This is a genomic window from Streptomyces sp. MK37H, from assembly GCF_018035285.1.
Lineage (GTDB): Bacteria > Actinomycetota > Actinomycetes > Streptomycetales > Streptomycetaceae > Streptomyces > Streptomyces endocoffeicus.
The window spans coordinates 1-15599 of record NZ_JAAAYH010000211.1 but is presented as its reverse complement, the minus strand read 5'-3'; the positions used below and the strand labels follow the sequence as shown (position 1 = coordinate 15599).

The window sequence follows — 15599 nt, the reverse complement described above, 5'->3', positions numbered from 1 at the left end:
AGCAAGAAGGTCCTGACCGGCGTGTGCGCCTCCGTCGCCGCGGCCGGGCTGCTCGCCACGGTCTCGACGACGACCGCCGACGCGGGTACCACCTCCGCCACCACGAAGGCGGCACTCCCCGAGCACGCGCTCGTGGGCTATCTGCACTCGAGCTTCGCCAACGGCTCCGGATACACCCGGATGGCCGACGTCCCCGACAGCTGGGACATCATCGACCTGGCCTTCGGCGAACCCACCTCCACCACCTCCGGCGACATCCGCTTCAGCCTCTGCCCCCAGAGCGAATGCCCGAACGTCGAGTCGGAGGACGAGTTCAAGGCCGCCATCAAAGCCAAGCAGGCCGCGGGCAAGAAGGTGCTGATATCCATCGGCGGGCAGAACGGTCAGGTGCAGCTCACCACCACCGCCGCCCGCGACAAGTTCGTCGAGTCGGTCGGGGCGATCATCGACAAGTACGGACTGGACGGCCTCGACATCGACTTCGAGGGCCACTCGCTGTCACTGGACGACGGCGACACCGACTTCAAGAACCCGAAGACCCCCTCGATCGTCAATCTCATCGCGGCCGTGAAGTCGCTCAAGGCGAAGTACGGATCCGACTTCGTCCTCACCATGGCTCCGGAAACCTTCTTCGTACAGCTGGGCTACCAGTTCTACGGCTCGGGCCCCTCCGGCGGCCAGGACCCCCGCTCCGGGGCGTATCTGCCGGTCATCCACGCGCTACGGGACGATCTCACCCTGCTGCACGTCCAGGACTACAACTCCGGACCGATCATGGGGCTCGACAACCAGTTCCACAATATGGGCAATGCCGACTTCCACATCGCGATGACCGACATGCTGCTCAGCGGCTTCCCCGTCGCGGGCGACACCGACAACGTCTTCCCCGCGCTGGACCCGTCCCAGGTGGCGATCGGTCTGCCCGCGAGCCCCAACGCGGGCAACGGCCACACCACGCCCGGTGATGTGACCAAGGCCCTCAACTGCCTGACGAAGAAGAGCGACTGCGGCGGCTATGAGCCCCACGGCAGCTGGCCCGCCCTCCGCGGGCTGATGGCCTGGTCGATCAACTGGGACGGCTTCAACGGCAGCGAGTTCTCGAAGAACTTCGACAGCTACTACGGCCGTTGAGCCATCGGCCCGGTCATGGGCGCCGGTGGCGCCCATGACCGGGGCTTGCCTTCGTGTGCGCTTCAACTCCTACCGTTCACCGGCATGGAGACCATGGCGCACAACAGAACGCTGGGCCGCAGCGGCATCGACGTGAGCCCCCTCGGCTTCGGCTGCTGGGCCATCGGCGGTGAGTGGCGGTCCACCGACGGGCAGCCCCTGGGCTGGGGCAAGGTCGACGACGACGAGTCGGTGCGCGCGATCCGGCGCGCACTCGACCTCGGCGTCACCTTCTTCGACACCGCCGACGCGTACGGCACCGGCCACAGCGAACGCGTGCTCGGCCGCGCCCTCGGCAAGCACCGCGGCGATGTCGTCGTCGCCACGAAATGGGGCAATGTCTTCGACGAGCGGACCCGGATCCGCGAGGGCCAGGACGACTCCCCGGAGCATGTACGCCGCGCCCTGACAGCCTCGCTGCAACGCCTGAACACGGACCATGTCGACCTGTATCAGCTCCACATCTCCGACGCGGACCCCGAACGGGCCGTCCAACTCCGCGAGGTTTGCGAGGAGTTGGTGCGCGAGGGGCTCATCCGCGCGTACGCGTGGAGCACCGATGACCCCGCCCGGGCCGCCGTCTTCGCCGAGGGCCCGCACTGCGCGGCCGTCCAGCACCGCCTGAACATCCTCCAGGACGCGCCCGAACTTCTCGCGCTCTGCGCCGAGTCGGACCTCGCCAGCATCAACCGCAGCCCCCTCGCCATGGGGCTGCTCGCCGGCAAGCACACCGCCGGACGCGCCCTGGACGACGGGGACATCCGCAACGCGCCGCCCGCCTGGCTGCCGGGGTTCATCGCGAACGCGGGCGCGGACCCGGCCTGGCTGCGGCGGGTCGACGCCCTTCGGTCCATCCTCACCAGCGACGGCCGTACCCTCGCGCAGGGCGCCCTCGCCTGGATCTGGGCCCGCAGCCCGCGGACGATCCCGATCCCCGGCTTCCGTACGGTCGCCCAGGCCGAGGAGAACGCGGGCGCGATCGCGAAGGGGCCGCTCACGGCCGGGCAGATGGCCGATGTCGACCGGATCCTGGGGCGGTGAGCGGAGACGGCATGCTCAGTGTGTGTCGATCCACCGCTGAATCGCGGCGTCGAGTTCCTTGAGGACGCCGTGGTCGGACGTGGCGGTGTCGGACGTGGCGGCGTCGGAGGCGGTGTCGCGTGAGTCGGCCCAGACGATGACACCGTCGGGACGTACGAGCAGGCTGGGTGGCGACGTGGCGGGGGCGGGATCCGCCACGTACGCGATCCGGTGCTCCATCGGGCGCACGGCCTCGGCGAAGCGCCCGTCGGGTGAACGGTCGACGAGGACGAAACGGCCGTCGTGGGCGTGGTCGGCGAGCCGGTCGCCGGAGGACAGCGCGACATCCCCGGCGATCGAGCCGACCGGCCCCGCCGCCCCATCCGCCACGTCATAGCGCTGCGTGATACCGGACGTCAGCGCGACCACGCGGTTCATCACGCCCGGCACGGTGAACAGTTCACCGCCGACGACCTCGCGCAGCCGCGCGGTGTGTTCGTCGCCACGCATCAGGGCGACCTGCGCCCGCGTCCAGTCGAGCACCCACGCCGCGATCGGGTGGCGTTCGCTCTCGTAGCTGTCGAGCAGTCCGGCCGGAGCGTGTCCCCGCACGGTCGCGGCGAGCTTCCAGCCGAGATTGACCGCGTCGCCGAGGCCGAGGTTCAGCCCCTGGCCGCTGAACGGCGCGTGCACATGCGCGGCATCGCCCGCGAGCAGCACCCGGCCGCGACGGTAGGACTGGGCCTGCCGGGCGTTGTCGGACCAGCGGGTCGCACGGCCGCGCAGGCCCTTGAGCGTCACATCGACCCCGGTGACATCGCGTATCACCGCCTGGAGTTCGTCGAGCGTGACGGGGGCGTCGCGGTCCTGCGGCCGCGGGCCGAAGCGAGCGACGAGAATGCGCCCGGGGATCGGGCCATAGGCGTAGATGCCGCGGGGTGTCCACGTCCAGCCGCGGCTCAGCTCGCCGGGGTCGTCGAAATCGGCCACCGCCTGGTACCCCACCAGCTGCGGATCGGTGCCGGTGAAGCCGATGCCCAGTTGCCTGCGGATCGCGCTGCGGCCGCCGTCGGCCGCGACGACCCACCCGGCCGTCATCTCACCCGCGCTGGTCTCCACCACGACATCGGCGTCCTCGGTGAGGTCCGCTTCCGCGGGTCGCGTGCCACCTACACCACGCACACCGCGTACACCGTGCACCTCGACACCCCGGCGGACCTCCACGCCGAGACGGGCGCAGTGCTCCCCGAGCAGCAGCTCGAGATCGTACTGGGGCACAAGGACGCCGCCCGAGGCCGCGGTGTGCGCGGCCAGCGCCGGATCGCCCTGATCGACCAGCTCATCGCGGAACAGCATGCCCGCGAAATGCCCGGCGACCGGGAAGCGGCGCGCGCCCCCCGCATCCCGGTCCAGCTGGTTCACGAGGGCGTTCTTCCGGCCATGGCCGGCGAAGGCACCGACGGACGCCAGCAGCCGGCGCTGCACATCCTCCGCGGCCGGCAACAGCCCGCGCCGGTCGAGGATTTCCGCGCCGGCGACATTGATCGACCCGGCCTTGATCGTCGGATCGGGCTCCCGGAGCCGCTCCAGGACCATCACCCGTACGCCCTGGAGCGCCAGTTCGCCGGCGAGGAAGAGGCCCGTGGGCCCGGCTCCGACGACGATCACATCGCTGCGCCGCATGACACGCTCCTTCTGCCTTTACCCGGTAAACTTACTCGATAAAGGTAACGGGAAGGGCTAGCGTTGTCACATGCCGAATCGAGGGGACCGTGGCGGAGCGCAGACCCGGGCTCGCATCGCCTCCGTCGCAACCCAGCTGTTTCTGGAGCGCGGGTTCGATGACGTGACCATCAACGAGGTCGCCGCGGCCGCCGGAGTGTCGAAGGTGACGGTCTTCGCACACTTCGACCGCAAAGAGGACCTCCTGTTCGACCGCTTTCCGGAGGCCCTCGACACCGTGCGCACCGTGCTCCGCGAGCGCGCGGATGACCTGGAGCCCGTCGAAGCCATGCGCCGAGCCGCCCTCGCACTGGCCACGGAACGCCATGTGCTGTCCGGGCTCGGGGAGGGTGTCGAGCCGTTTCTGCGCACCGTGATGGCGTCCCCCGCGCTGATCGCACGGCTTCGCCTCTTCGCGGCCGAGATGGAGGAGGCACTCGCGGCGGAACTCGACGCCGACACTCGCTTCTCCGGCGACAGCACGCTGACCGCGGCCCTGCTCGTCGCCGCGTACCGCACGGTTGCCGTCGACACGGTGAAGCGACGACTCGCCGGAGCGGACATCGACGAAGTCGGTGCCGCGCATCAACGTCGTCTGGCGCTCGCATTCGACGCGCTGGCGGGGGGATTGAACAGGGCGTCGCGGGCCGGGAGTTGAATGTCGGCATGGACGCACACGACACGCCGGACGCGCAGGACACGCCGGGCACACAGGACACACAGGACGTGGACGCACACGACACGCCGGACGCGCAGGACACCGCCAAGAGGCTGCGGGCCATCACCGACGAGTTGTCGGACCGCTTCTACGAGCGCGCCGACGTGGTGCGGACGCTGGTGGTGACGCTGCTGGCCGGGCAGCACTCCTTGGTGCTCGGCCCGCCCGGGACGGCGAAGTCCGAGCTGGCCCGGGACCTCACGGGCAGGGTCGAGGGCGCGGCGTACTGGGAGATCCTGCTGTCGAAGTTCACCGCGCCCACGCGGATGTTCGGTCCCATCGACGTGGCCGCGCTGGCCCGGGGTGAGTACCGCCAGGTCTACGACGGCCGTGCCACGACCGCCCACATCGCGTTCATCGACGAGATCTTCAAGTGCTCCACGGCGGCGCTCAACGAGACGCTGGGCTTCCTCAACGAGCGGATCTACCACCCCGAGAACGGCGGCGAGCCGATCCGCTGCCCGCTGATCGGGGCCATCACGGCGAGCAACGAACTGCCCGGCGGAGAGGACTCGGCGGCGATCTACGACCGGCTGCTGGTGCGCATCGAGGTCGGGTACCTGGAAGACCCCTCGAACTTCGCCGCGCTGGTCCGCTCCGCCGTCAGCCGCCCGGCGACACCGCCACGGACCACGGTCGAGCTCGCGGCGTTGCGGCACGCCGTGGCCGAGGCCGTCCCGGCCGTGGACGTCCCCGACGCGATCGTGGACGCGGTGTGCACGCTGCGGGCCGCCCTGCGCCGCAAGGAACTCATCGCCTCCGACCGCCGCTGGCGGCAGGCGGTGGGCCTGCTCCAGGCGTCCGCGTACCTCGACGGCCGCCCGGCGGTCGCCGAGACCGACCTGTCGGTGCTGACGCATGTGCTGTGGGACTCCCCCGCCGAACGCCCGACCGTCGAGCGCGAGGTGCTGCACCTGGTCAACCCCGACGCCAAGGAGGCGCTCGACCTCGCCGACGCCCTCGATGAGCTGGAGGCCCAGCTCGACGCCATGGCCGGGCAGTCCCGCGAGGCGCTGAGCGAGTGGGTCATCAGACAGGCCCACAACAAGCTCGCCATGACGGGGAAGCGGCTGGAGAAGCTGCGCGAGGACGCGGCGCGGGCCGGTCGCTCGACCGCCGCCATCGACCGGGTCACCGGCCGCCAGCGCGCCGTCCGGGCCCGTGTGCTCACCGAGGCCCTCGGCGTGGACGCGAGCATGGTGCAGGCCCAGCTGTGAGCAAGCGCGACGAGCCCGCGCTCGACGAACTGGCGAGCCGGGCCGGAACGTGGCTGGGCCGGTCCGCCACCGCTCTCGTACGGCACACCGCGGCCGTGGTCGCGGACCGGTTCGACCGGATCACCTGGCGCGACACCTATGAGCAGTCGGCCGGACTGCGCGAGGTGGCCGAGGAGCTCACCGAGCGCCACGACCACGCCACCGACCTCCTCACCGACGTGTTCCTGGCCGCCTACAAGGTCAGGCCGCGGTTGCGCGAGCGCGCCGAGATGACCCCCTCCCGGCTGGTGAACCACCAGGTCGTCTCGTCACTGGTGGAGTCACCGGAGTTCGCCGAGCTGCGCCGGGAGACGGCCGGCGACCCGTACGCCGCCGCCATGGCCGTGCTCGCCCAGGCCGCCGCGGTGCGCGGGATGCTGGAGCGCTCCCGGGAGGCCCGGGAGCGGGCCGAGCGGGCGAACCGGGCCCAGCAGGACGCCGACGGCGCGGCGGCCGCCGTGGACGAGGCGCTCCAGCGGGCCGCGGACGAGGCCGGCAGGGACGGCACCGTGCCGTCCCCGGCCGCCGACGCCGTACGCCGGGCGATCGACGCCGCCGAGGCCTCCGACGCCGCTGCGCGGCGAGCCGCCCAGCACGCCACGCAGGCCCTCGCGGCGGCGGCCCCCGGCATCCGCGCCGCCGCGCGGAACGCGGCGGGCAAGGCCGCCGAGGCGGTACGGGAGGAGGCCGCGGTGATGCGGGCATGGGGCGTGGCCCCCGGCCGGCTGGAGCGGATGCCGTTCGACGAGCGCGCCCGGCTCGCCGAGCGGCTGCGCACCGGCCGCCTCGCCCGGTGGGCCGAACTGATCGGCCGCTTCCGGCAGATGGCCGACGGTGAGCGCGCCCGCAAGATGGAGAACGCCACCGGTGAGCTGGTCGGCGTCACGCTCGGGAACGACCTCTCCCGTGTCATCCCCTCCGAGCTGGCGGGCCTCGGCCTGCCCGAGCTGCGCGCCGTGTTCGCCGCGCGCTACGCCGCCGGGGAGCTGATGCTCTACGACGCCCAGGGAGAGCAGACCACCGGCCAGGGCGCCATCATCGCGTGCGTGGACACCTCGCACTCCATGTACGCGGCGGGGCCCGGCGGCGTCACCCGGGAGGCGTGGTCCAAGGCGTGCGCCCTGGCGCTGCTGGACCAGGCCCGCCACGCGGGGCGTGACTTCGTCGGCATCCTGTTCTCCGCCGCCGACAAGCTCCAGGTCTTCCGCTTCCCCGCCGACGCGCCGCGGCCCGCCGGTATCGACCGGATCCTCGACTTCGCGGAGACCTTCCTCGGCGGCGGCACCAGCTACCAGGCACCGCTGACGGCGGCCGCCGGGCTGCTGGAGGAGGAGTTCAACGACGCCGCCCGCACACGCGGCGACATCGTGATGATCACCGACGACGAATGCGGTGTCACCGAGGAGTGGATGCGCGGCTGGAAGGACGCCAAACACCGGTTGGGCTTCCGGGTCTTCGGCGTGGCCATCGGCGCCCCGCGTGCCGCCGAGACCGGCTCGGTCCTGGAGGCACTGTGCGACAACCTCCGCTCCATCGAGGACCTCACCGACGTCCACGCGGCCGCCGACCTCTTCCGCGTGATCTGACCGCGCCACCGGCGGTTCGCCGGGCTGGTGGCTGTTCCTCCTCATGCCGCGGGTGTGGAGTACGGCTCAGACCACCGGGATGATGCCGCCGTCGACCCGGAACTCGGCCCCGGTGAGCCACTTGCCGCGGTCGGAGGCGAGGAACGCGATCATCTCCGCGACGTCCTCGGGTTCACCGGGACGCCCCATCGGCACCTTCAGCTGGTCCACGATCTGCTGCTTCACCTCGTCAAAGGCGACCCCCTGGCGGTCGGCCATCTGCTGGAGATGGCCGACCGCTCCCTCCGTGGCGACGAAGCCGGGCAGCACGCACACCACGCGGACGCCGTGCTCTCCCACCTCTGTCGCCAGCTCGCGGCTGTACGCGTTGAGCGCTGCCTTCGCCGCGGCGTACGACGCGTCGGCACGCTGTGGGAGCCGACTCGCGATCGAGGACACGTGTACCACGACGCCGGAGCCGCGCTCGACCATCCCGGGAACCAGGGCCCGGTCGATCCGGACGGCGCTGAGCAGGTTCATCTCCAGGTCGGCGAGCCAGGACGCGTCGGACCGCTTCAGGGTCGGCATCGGGGCGGTCGCGGCTCCCGCGTTGTCGACCAGGACGTCGATGCCACCGACGCTGTCCAGCACGCGTCGGCCGAGGTCCGCCACGCCCTCCTCGGACCGCAGGTCCACGGGGAAGAAGGTGGCCGGCAGGTCTTCGGGGGGCGCGGTGCGCGAGGCCGTCAGTACGGTCGCGCCGGCCGCGGCGAAGCGACGGGCCGTCGCCTCTCCCAGTCCACGGCTGCCACCGGTGACCAGCACCCGCAGGCCGCTGAGCCCCTCATCCACGATCGTCATGCGCGTACTCCTTCAGTAAGGTGAACTGGACTCCGGAAACCGGCTACGGAAACTGCACACACAACCGGAGTCCGACTCACCTTATGGAGGACTGTTGCCGTCATCACGCCCGTTGCGCGCCGATGCCCGCCGTAACCGCGAAGCGCTCCTGGCCGCGGCCCGTGAGGCATTCCTCACCGGCGACGCCGCCGCCCACGTGGAGGAGATCGCCCGGCGAGCCGGGGTGGCGGTCGGCACGCTGTACCGCCACTTCGAGACGCGCGAAGCGCTGGTCGCGGAGGTGTACCGCCAGGAGGTCGCCGAGCTCTGCGCGGCCCCTGCTCGGCTGCTCGCGGAGTACGCCCCGGACGAGGCTCTGCGCCGCTTCCTCCTGCTGCTCGTGGAGCACTCGGCCGTGGGCAAAGGCATGGCCGAGGCGCTGGAGAGCATCATGGCGACGGACTCCCCGATCTTCGACGACGCGCGCGCCGAGATGGCTCGTGCCCTTGATGAGCTGCTCGCCGCGGGGGTTGCCGCCGGTGCCATCCGCCACGGCGTCAGCGGACGCGTCCTTCTGCGCGCGCTCGGCGGCATCTGCGGAATGCGCGCCAAGGGGTGGGAGGACGATGCGGTACGCATCACCGCGATCTTCTATGACGGGCTGCGCTACGGCGCGGCGAGCCGTAGCTGAACGGCCTGCGTCAGCCGTCTGCCACGGGGTGGCCGACGGATCGCGCGGCCCATGAAGCGAGGATGCGCAGCCGGTCGTGGCTGGGTGTGCCGGGCTCGGCGGTCAGGGTGATCAGCTGCTGGTCGGGGTCGTCGGCGCAGGTGAGGAAGGACCAGTCGAGGGTGAGCTCGCCGACGACCGGATGGTGCAGGACTTTCGTGCCCGTGCCCTGGACGGCGACACGATGGGCGCCCCACCACCGCCGGAAGTCGGGGTCCTGAAGTGACAGCTCGCCCACCAGTCTGGCCAGCCGTGGGTCCTTCGGGTCCCTGGCGGCCTCCATGCGCAGCTGCGCCAGGCTGGTCTGTGCCACCCAGTCCCAGTCCGGGTACAGCGCTCTGATGGCCGGTTCGCGGAAAACAAGCCGTACGAAGTTGCGTTTCTCCACCGGGATGCGCGCGAAGTCGGTGAACAGTGCGGCGGCCATGGGGTTCCAGGCGAGGATGTCCGTACGCCGGCCCAGGACGACGGCCGGCGTGGTGGCGAGGTCGTCCAGCAGCCGCCGCAGCTGCGGGTGGACCTTCTGCGTGGTGCGCCGACGGGGCCGGGCGGCGTCCCGGCCGGACAGTTCGAACATGTAGGCACGCTCGCCGTCGTCGAGCCGGAGAACGCGCGCGAGGGTGTCCAGTACCGGTTCGGAAGCCTGGCGGCGGCCCTGCTCCAGACGCGTGTAGTAGTCGGGGCTGATCGACGCCAGCAGGGCCACTTCCTCCCGGCGCAGGCCCTTGACCCTGCGCCTGCCCGCCGAATCGGGCAGCCCGACCCGGGCCGGGCTCAGCTCCCTGCGCCGCGCCTTGAGGAAGGCGCCCAGTTCGCTGTGGTGCGCGTCGCTGCTGCTCATAGCCACAAGTCTGACAAACAACGAGGCCCGTGACAGGGGGCCTGGCGTGTCCCAGGACAGCGTTGTCCGGGGACAGAGGACGCCCCTTACCCGCCTCCGTACCGCGTGCGAATGTCGGTGACATGACCGGCGGACGGCCCGCCCCGAGACGGACGGCCCCACCGGAGGAATCCGCCCTGTCCGCGGTCACGGCACTTCCTCACCCGCCCCCACCCAGGAGCCACAGAACCGTGAAGGCCAACGTCACCTTCCCCAGCGACCACCTCGCCATCGCCGGGATTCTCTTCATCCCCGATGACCACACCGGCGGCCGGTTGCCGGCCGTTGTCATCTCCCACCCCGGAGGCGGTGTGAAGGAACAGAGCCCGAGCGTCTACGCCGAGCGTCTGGCCGGCGCAGGGTTCGCCGCGCTCGTCTTCGACGCCGCCTACCAGGGCGAGAGCGAGGGCGAGCCGCGAGGTCTGGAGAACCCCTTCCAGCGAGCCGAGGACATCAAGTCCGCCGTGACCTATCTGACCACTCGTGACGACATCGACCCGGACCGTATCGGGGCTCTGGGCATCTGCGCGTCCGGCGGTTACGTTCCCTACGCCGCGCAGACCGACCACCGCATCAAGAGCGTCGCCACGGTCAGCGCCGGGGACCTCGGGTCGGTGTTCCGCGAGGGTCTGGGCCGCACACAGGACCCGGCGGTCCTCCAGGCCATGCTCGACCAGGCCGGGGCACTGCGCACCGCGGAAGCACACGGCGCGGCCCCTCGGCTCGAGGCGTGGATTCCCGACAACGCCGAGGAACTGCTGGAGACCGCCACCCGGCAGTTCCGGGAGACGTACGAGTTCTACCGCACCCCGCGCGGCTACCACCCCCGCGCGAACCAGGGATGGGTGCTGCGCAGCATCGACCTGATCGCCCAGTACGACTCGTACGCGATGATCCGGCTCATCTCGCCCCGCCCCCTGCTGATGATCGCCGGTTCGGAGGCGGAGACCGCCTACTTCAGCAGGGAAGCGATCGAGAAGGCGGCCGAGCCCAAGGAACTGGTCATCATCGACGGCGCCACCCACATCGACCTGTACGACAGGGACGAATACGTCACCCCCGCCGTGGCCGCACTCACCGCATTCTTCGCCGAGCACCTGGTCGGCTGACCACCCACCACCCCCGCCCGCGATCAAGGGTCACTTCACTTCTTGAAGACCAACTCCTTGACAAGGACATGAAACGCGACAACTCTTCGTGAGAGCGCTCTCACTCATGACCCGCCGCGTTGCGTCGGTGCCCTGAGTGCTCGTCAAGGCTGGACACGGGGGCCGCCCGGCGGGCGGCCACCTGCCCTCGCCCTACCCCCACACCAGGAGAGAACCATGCCCCCCACCGCACTGCCGCCGCTCCGGCGCCGAGGCCCCGCCCGCCTCGCCGCGGCGGCCACGCTGGCACTCGCCACGTTCTGCTCCCTCGGCGCCATGCCGTCGGCCGCCGCCGACACCGAAGGCCACAACAGCCACAACGGCCGCTACAGCGCCCGTGCCGAAGGCCAGCCGCCGGACGACTTCTGGGGCGACACGAGCACCATCCCGCCCGCGAAGAACGTCCTCACCGTCAAGATCCTCAACCGGACGAACGGAAAGTACCCGGACGACCAGGTCTTCTGGACGTTCAACAACGAAACACACTCGATCGCCGAGCAGCCCACGCTCGACATGCCGGCGAACTCCGCGGGCCGGATGTACTTCCACCTCGGCTCGCCCGACAGCAAGTACTCCGACTTCATCGAGTTCACCGTCGGGGACGACGTCTTCAACGGCAACACCACCCGCGTGGACGCGTTCGCGCTGAAGCTGGCGATGCGACTGCACGCCCACGACGGCTTCGACGCACAGGTCGGCGAGGACTACGAGACGTTCCAGGAGGACCGGGACGCCACCTGGAAGAAGTTCGCCGACGCCATGCCGCCCGAGTTCGCATCGCTGACCGAGGTCGAGAAGCCGTACCGGATCCTCGCGCCGGGCAGCGTGCCCGACTTCCGGGCGGGCGGCAAGTACGCGGACTACATGAGCGGTTACGCCAAGACGGTCGGCATCGACGCACCCACGTCCGACATCTTCGGCTGCGCCGGTGTGCTGGCCAACGAAGCGGGGAAGTGCTCGGCGCTGAACCGGCATGTGGCGCAACTGCCCGAGGACCAGTGGTCGGATCCGGGCCAGTACTACAAGGACGCACCGGCGAACTACTACGCCAAGTTCTGGCACGACCACGCCATCGACAAGCTCGCCTACGGCTTCCCGTACGACGACTTCGCGGGCCAGTCCTCCTTCGTCTCGCACAACGACCCGCAGTGGCTCGAGGTAGCCGTCGGCTGGTGACCCGCTGACCCGTCCCCCCACCCGGTGCCCGCCGGCCGCCCGGCCGGCGGGCACCGCCGATTCAACCAGTGGCGTCCCCGTGAATGAGCCTCATAGCTTGTGCGCTCGTGACTGGTGATCCGGAGACGCACGCGCATCGACGAGACCTCGGTCGGGTGTTCAACGAGGTGGCGGAGGTCTACGACCGGGTCCGGCCGGGGTACCCCGACGAGCTGTTCGCGGACCTTGTCGACATCACCGGCATGGACGAGAGGTCGTCGGTGCTGGAGGTGGGCTGCGGCACCGGACAGGCGACGCGCTCGCTGGCAGCGCTCGGATGCTCGGTGACCGCCGTCGAGCCGGGCCGGGAAATGGCCGCACTCGCTCGCCGACGGCTCGCCGCCTTCCCCGACGTCGAAGTCGAGACATCGACATTCGAGGAGTGGGACGACCGCGACGCACGCTTCGATGCCCTCGTGGCCGCGTCCTCCTGGCACTGGGTCGACCCGTCGATCGGCTGGCGTCGAGCGCACGACGTGCTCCGTCCCGGAGGCCGGCTGGCGCTGCTCGGCAACGTCGTTGTCCGCCGGCCGGGAGAGCCGGAGGTGTACGCCGAGACCGCCGATCTCCACGAGCGGTTCTGCCCCGGGAACCCTGGCTGGGGCCATCCGCCGCTCGAGGACGACGTACGCGGCACCGACGAGGGCTGGGGGCTGGTCGAGGACCCCGGCGGCCTGTTCGGCCCAACGATCGTGCGCTGGTACCCGACCGTTCAGTGGTTCAACGGGGAAGGCTTCGCCGATCACCTTCGCTCGACGTCGCTCTACCGGAGACTCGACCCCGATGTCCGCGAGCCCCTGCTCGACGCCATCGCCGAGCGCATCCTTACCCGAATGGGTGACCGGGCGTCACGCCGCTATCTGAGCGTCCTCCGGGTCGGACAGCGCACCGGGCGGCACTAGGGCCCTTCTGACGGATCAGATAGCGCTCCTCCTCGGCGAGCTCATGCACCAGCTTTGCCGCATGATCAATGGGGCCACGGGAGGAGGCGGTTCCCGCTTCGCGGAGGAGTTCCGCCACGTCGGTCCATTTCCTCGACACCACGCGGTACGCGTCCGAAAGGTCACGGAATTCAGGGACACCCGTGAGATCGGCGGCTTTGCGCATGCCCCTGAATCCAAAGTTGGAGATCGGGGGGTTGAGGAAGTTTTCGGCCGTCGTCCGAATGGATTGGCGGGCGACGTCACCCAGTTCGGGTAGCGAGCCCTCGGGAGGTTTGACGGTGAACGAGAGGTTCCGTGAGCTCATCGGACCGCGCGCGCCGCGGGCGCGTGCCAGGGCGTGGCCGGAGGTCCACTGAAGCCCCAGTGGCCTGGTCTCGACCAGGGCGAACCTGTCGTCCTCGTACCCGACACAGGCGACGTAGTGGGCCGCGAACCGGTAGCGGTCGGTGGAGTAGTCGAGGTGGAAGCGGTCGAGCTTGAGGCCGACCACGGTCCCCGAGTCCAGCTCGTGGACCAGCTGCTCGCGGGCCCGCCTCAGCGAAGACGTCTCCCGAACGGTCAACCGCAGGCCCAGCGAATCGGTGATATTGGCAGTCAACCGGTCGGGGTTGATTCGGCCCCCGATGAATGGCGTCGGCATCTTCTTCGTATGCCAGTAGCCGAATGACAGACCGCTGCCGAGGCCGAAGACAAGCGGCTCCGACAGGTCGATATCGCGCTGCCGCAGAAGGTTGCAGTGAGCCTACCCCAGCGCCATCAGGGAAGCTCGCGTCTCTTTGTCCATCTTTTCGATCGCATACCGGAACGTGTCGCGGCTCATTTCGGTATGCCACATGCGCAGGAACCCGGCCACCTCGTCCGGATGAACCTCGGCAGTGACCTTGAGCAGCCAGCCACAGCCCTTCTGCACATACACATCGTCGTCGTGCATCAGCCGGGTGCAGTTGTCGAAGACGTGGGACAGCGGCAGTTCGAACATCGACCGCCCCACCTCGCGCCGGACGAACTTCACGACGGCCACATTCGCGGCGCGCCTCGCCCAGCTGGACCGGGATTCGACCCAGGCTCGCGTCCGAGGGATCTGATCGAGGTGTCCGCGGAAGAACGGGTACAGCAACTTCAGGCACAGGTCGTCGCACTGCGCCCAGTTCGACACATACGATCCGAGCCAGTGCTCACAGCGGTCCAGCAGCTCGCCGCCCAGCCCGGCCCTCGCGACCTTGTGCAGGAGCGCGAATCCCAGCAGGACCTCTTCGTGGTAGGAGGCGCGCGACAGGACTTCTTCCGCGAGAGCCAGTCTCGTCGCCGGGGGGACGTCCGGCCTCTCGCGGAAGTAGTCGTTCGCGATCTTCACGGCGGAGGCATTGCGCACCCCGAGCACGCGGATCTTCTGCGGAAAGTAGCGCTGCGTTCTGACCGCGAAGTCCGCGTCGGCCCTCGCCGCGAGGGACCCCAGAAGCTCGTCGGCCGCCGCCGCCACGTTCATTGCCATGCTCACAGTGTGCGGGAGACCGGCTGGGCGACGATCGGCTTCGGCGCCGAGCGCGGCACGGGCAGGCCGCGGCGTCCGCCGCCGGCCCGCCCACGGTCAGCCCTCGTAGCTCCGGATGGCGGCGACCTTCTCCGCCGACGGGGAGGTCTCGTCGAAGCTCTGCGCGAGCCAGTCATCCGTAAGCGCGCGGGCGAGCTCCAGGCCGATGACGCGCTGGCCGAAGCAGAGCACCTGGGCGTTGTTGCTGAGGACCGAGCGGCGCACGGAGTAGCTGTCATGGGCGGTGACCGCGCGGATGCCGGGGACCTTGTTGGCGCTGATGGCCACGCCGAGGCCGGTGCCGCACACCAACAGGGCGCGATCGGCGGCGCCTTCGGCCACGCGGCGGGCCGCTTCCACCGCGACATGCGGATAGGCGGTGTGCTCGTCGCTGCCCACGCCGACATCGATGACCTCGGCGACCCGGGGGTCGGCCAGCAGATCCCGCTTGAGTACTTCCTTGTAGTCGTAACCGGCGTCGTCGCAGCCGACGACGATCCGGAAGGCATGCGCGGTGGTCATACGGACTCGCTTCCTGTCGTCGCGCGGAGAGTGGCCACCGCGGTCAGCACCGCGGCGAGTGAGGTGGCTCCGGGATCGGGGGTGCCGACGCTGCGGTCGGCGAGGGGGCGGGCACGGCCCAGGCGGGGGCGCAGCCCGGCGGTGTTCTCGGCGGCCGTACGGGCTTCGGCCACGGCGGACGCGTACGCCTCGGACACCGGGGCTCCGCTCCGCAGCCCCGTCGCGAAGGCGGTGGCGAACGGCGCGAGGGCGTCGACCAGTGTCTTGTCGCCCACTTCGGCCCCGCCGAGCGAGGTGACGGCGGTGAGCGCTTCCGCGGCGGCGGACGCCAACTCCTC

The 15599-nt window shown here is 70.3% G+C and carries 16 protein-coding genes; 9 read left to right on the top strand and 7 right to left on the bottom strand.

The genetic code is table 11. From position 1 onward, the window contains the following. Both GWI24_RS26325 and GWI24_RS26320 read left to right on the top strand, forming a co-directional pair. Nucleotides 1-1131, top strand: a 1131-nt coding sequence (locus GWI24_RS26325; protein WP_247616907.1) for a chitinase, incomplete at its 5' end; no start/stop codon positions are given. A gap of 84 nt (nucleotides 1132-1215) precedes the next feature. Beyond that, on the top strand, nucleotides 1216-2211 hold the full coding sequence (locus GWI24_RS26320) for an aldo/keto reductase (protein WP_210948387.1): 996 nt from the start codon (nucleotides 1216-1218) through the stop codon (nucleotides 2209-2211). 15 nt (nucleotides 2212-2226) lie between these two features. On the opposite strand, the gene GWI24_RS26315 is transcribed toward GWI24_RS26320, so the two are convergent. Continuing rightward, nucleotides 2227-3873 carry an FAD-dependent monooxygenase gene (locus GWI24_RS26315; RefSeq protein WP_210948386.1) on the bottom strand — a complete coding sequence of 549 codons (1647 nt, stop codon included), beginning with the start codon at nucleotides 3871-3873 and terminating at the stop codon, nucleotides 2227-2229. Between the two features lie 70 nt (nucleotides 3874-3943). On the opposite strand from GWI24_RS26315, the gene GWI24_RS26310 reads away from it, so the two are divergent. Genes GWI24_RS26310 through GWI24_RS26300 form a run of 3 tightly spaced genes read left to right on the top strand, consistent with a single transcriptional unit; the run spans nucleotide 3944 to nucleotide 7472 of the window. Further along, nucleotides 3944-4570, top strand: a complete 627-nt coding sequence (locus tag GWI24_RS26310) for a TetR/AcrR family transcriptional regulator (RefSeq protein WP_210948385.1) — start codon at nucleotides 3944-3946, stop codon at nucleotides 4568-4570. A gap of 8 nt (nucleotides 4571-4578) precedes the next feature. After that, nucleotides 4579-5847: an AAA family ATPase gene (locus tag GWI24_RS26305; protein WP_247616906.1), complete on the top strand. Its 1269-nt coding sequence runs from the start codon at nucleotides 4579-4581 to the stop codon at nucleotides 5845-5847. After that, nucleotides 5844-7472 carry a VWA domain-containing protein gene (locus GWI24_RS26300; protein WP_210948384.1) on the top strand — a complete coding sequence of 543 codons (1629 nt, stop codon included), beginning with the start codon at nucleotides 5844-5846 and terminating at the stop codon, nucleotides 7470-7472. Before GWI24_RS26305 ends, GWI24_RS26300 begins: the two co-directional genes overlap by 4 nt. 66 nt (nucleotides 7473-7538) lie before the next feature. Here GWI24_RS26300 and GWI24_RS26295 read toward each other — a convergent pair whose 3' ends face one another. Continuing rightward, nucleotides 7539-8312 carry an oxidoreductase gene (locus GWI24_RS26295; protein WP_210948383.1) on the bottom strand — a complete coding sequence of 258 codons (774 nt, stop codon included), beginning with the start codon at nucleotides 8310-8312 and terminating at the stop codon, nucleotides 7539-7541. Nucleotides 8313-8406: 94 nt separating this feature from the next. Between GWI24_RS26295 and GWI24_RS26290 the strand changes: the two genes are divergently transcribed. Further along, on the top strand, nucleotides 8407-8982 hold the full coding sequence (locus GWI24_RS26290) for a TetR/AcrR family transcriptional regulator (protein ID WP_210948382.1): 576 nt from the start codon (nucleotides 8407-8409) through the stop codon (nucleotides 8980-8982). 10 nt (nucleotides 8983-8992) lie between these two features. Here the strand turns inward: GWI24_RS26290 and GWI24_RS26285 are convergent, their stop codons facing one another. Further along, complete coding sequence (locus GWI24_RS26285) at nucleotides 8993-9862, bottom strand: helix-turn-helix domain-containing protein (RefSeq protein ID WP_210948381.1); 870 nt, start codon at nucleotides 9860-9862, stop codon at nucleotides 8993-8995. A 230-nt stretch (nucleotides 9863-10092) separates the two neighbouring features. On the opposite strand from GWI24_RS26285, the gene GWI24_RS26280 reads away from it, so the two are divergent. From GWI24_RS26280 to GWI24_RS26270, 3 genes are all read left to right on the top strand, one after another. Then, nucleotides 10093-11010 (top strand): alpha/beta hydrolase, encoded by a 918-nt coding sequence (locus tag GWI24_RS26280; RefSeq protein ID WP_210948380.1) that lies wholly within the window; start codon nucleotides 10093-10095, stop codon nucleotides 11008-11010. A 216-nt stretch (nucleotides 11011-11226) separates the two neighbouring features. After that, a complete protein-coding gene (locus GWI24_RS26275; protein WP_210948379.1) occupies nucleotides 11227-12225 on the top strand; it encodes a glycoside hydrolase family 64 protein in 999 nt (332 codons plus the stop codon). Nucleotides 12226-12332: 107 nt separating this feature from the next. Continuing rightward, the gene (locus GWI24_RS26270) at nucleotides 12333-13166 is read left to right on the top strand and encodes a class I SAM-dependent methyltransferase (RefSeq protein ID WP_308344034.1); all 834 of its coding nucleotides are present in this window, start codon (nucleotides 12333-12335) and stop codon (nucleotides 13164-13166) included. Here the strand turns inward: GWI24_RS26270 and GWI24_RS26265 are convergent. From GWI24_RS26265 to GWI24_RS26250, 4 genes are all read right to left on the bottom strand, one after another. Beyond that, nucleotides 13090-13935 carry a BtrH N-terminal domain-containing protein gene (locus GWI24_RS26265; RefSeq protein WP_210948389.1) on the bottom strand — a complete coding sequence of 282 codons (846 nt, stop codon included), beginning with the start codon at nucleotides 13933-13935 and terminating at the stop codon, nucleotides 13090-13092. The genes GWI24_RS26270 and GWI24_RS26265 overlap by 77 nt on opposite strands. 15 nt (nucleotides 13936-13950) lie before the next feature. Continuing rightward, the gene (locus GWI24_RS26260; RefSeq protein WP_247616905.1) at nucleotides 13951-14700 is read right to left on the bottom strand and encodes a DNA alkylation repair protein; all 750 of its coding nucleotides are present in this window, start codon (nucleotides 14698-14700) and stop codon (nucleotides 13951-13953) included. A 96-nt stretch (nucleotides 14701-14796) separates the two neighbouring features. Continuing rightward, nucleotides 14797-15261 carry a ribose-5-phosphate isomerase gene (locus GWI24_RS26255; protein WP_210948377.1) on the bottom strand — a complete coding sequence of 155 codons (465 nt, stop codon included), beginning with the start codon at nucleotides 15259-15261 and terminating at the stop codon, nucleotides 14797-14799. Next, nucleotides 15258-15599, bottom strand: a 342-nt coding sequence (locus GWI24_RS26250; protein WP_210948376.1) for a DAK2 domain-containing protein, incomplete at its 5' end; no start/stop codon positions are given. The genes GWI24_RS26255 and GWI24_RS26250, both read right to left, overlap by 4 nt.

Coding starts and splice junctions, on each gene's coding strand:
- GWI24_RS26320 (WP_210948387.1), top strand. CDS start 1,216: ATGGAGACCATGGCGCACAACAGAACGCTGGGCCGCAGCGGCATCGAC.
- GWI24_RS26315 (WP_210948386.1), bottom strand. CDS start 3,873: ATGCGGCGCAGCGATGTGATCGTCGTCGGAGCCGGGCCCACGGGCCTC.
- GWI24_RS26310 (WP_210948385.1), top strand. CDS start 3,944: ATGCCGAATCGAGGGGACCGTGGCGGAGCGCAGACCCGGGCTCGCATC.
- GWI24_RS26305 (WP_247616906.1), top strand. CDS start 4,579: ATGGACGCACACGACACGCCGGACGCGCAGGACACGCCGGGCACACAG.
- GWI24_RS26295 (WP_210948383.1), bottom strand. CDS start 8,312: ATGACGATCGTGGATGAGGGGCTCAGCGGCCTGCGGGTGCTGGTCACC.
- GWI24_RS26285 (WP_210948381.1), bottom strand. CDS start 9,862: ATGAGCAGCAGCGACGCGCACCACAGCGAACTGGGCGCCTTCCTCAAG.
- GWI24_RS26275 (WP_210948379.1), top strand. CDS start 11,227: ATGCCCCCCACCGCACTGCCGCCGCTCCGGCGCCGAGGCCCCGCCCGC.
- GWI24_RS26260 (WP_247616905.1), bottom strand. CDS start 14,700: ATGGCAATGAACGTGGCGGCGGCGGCCGACGAGCTTCTGGGGTCCCTC.
- GWI24_RS26255 (WP_210948377.1), bottom strand. CDS start 15,261: ATGACCACCGCGCATGCCTTCCGGATCGTCGTCGGCTGCGACGACGCC.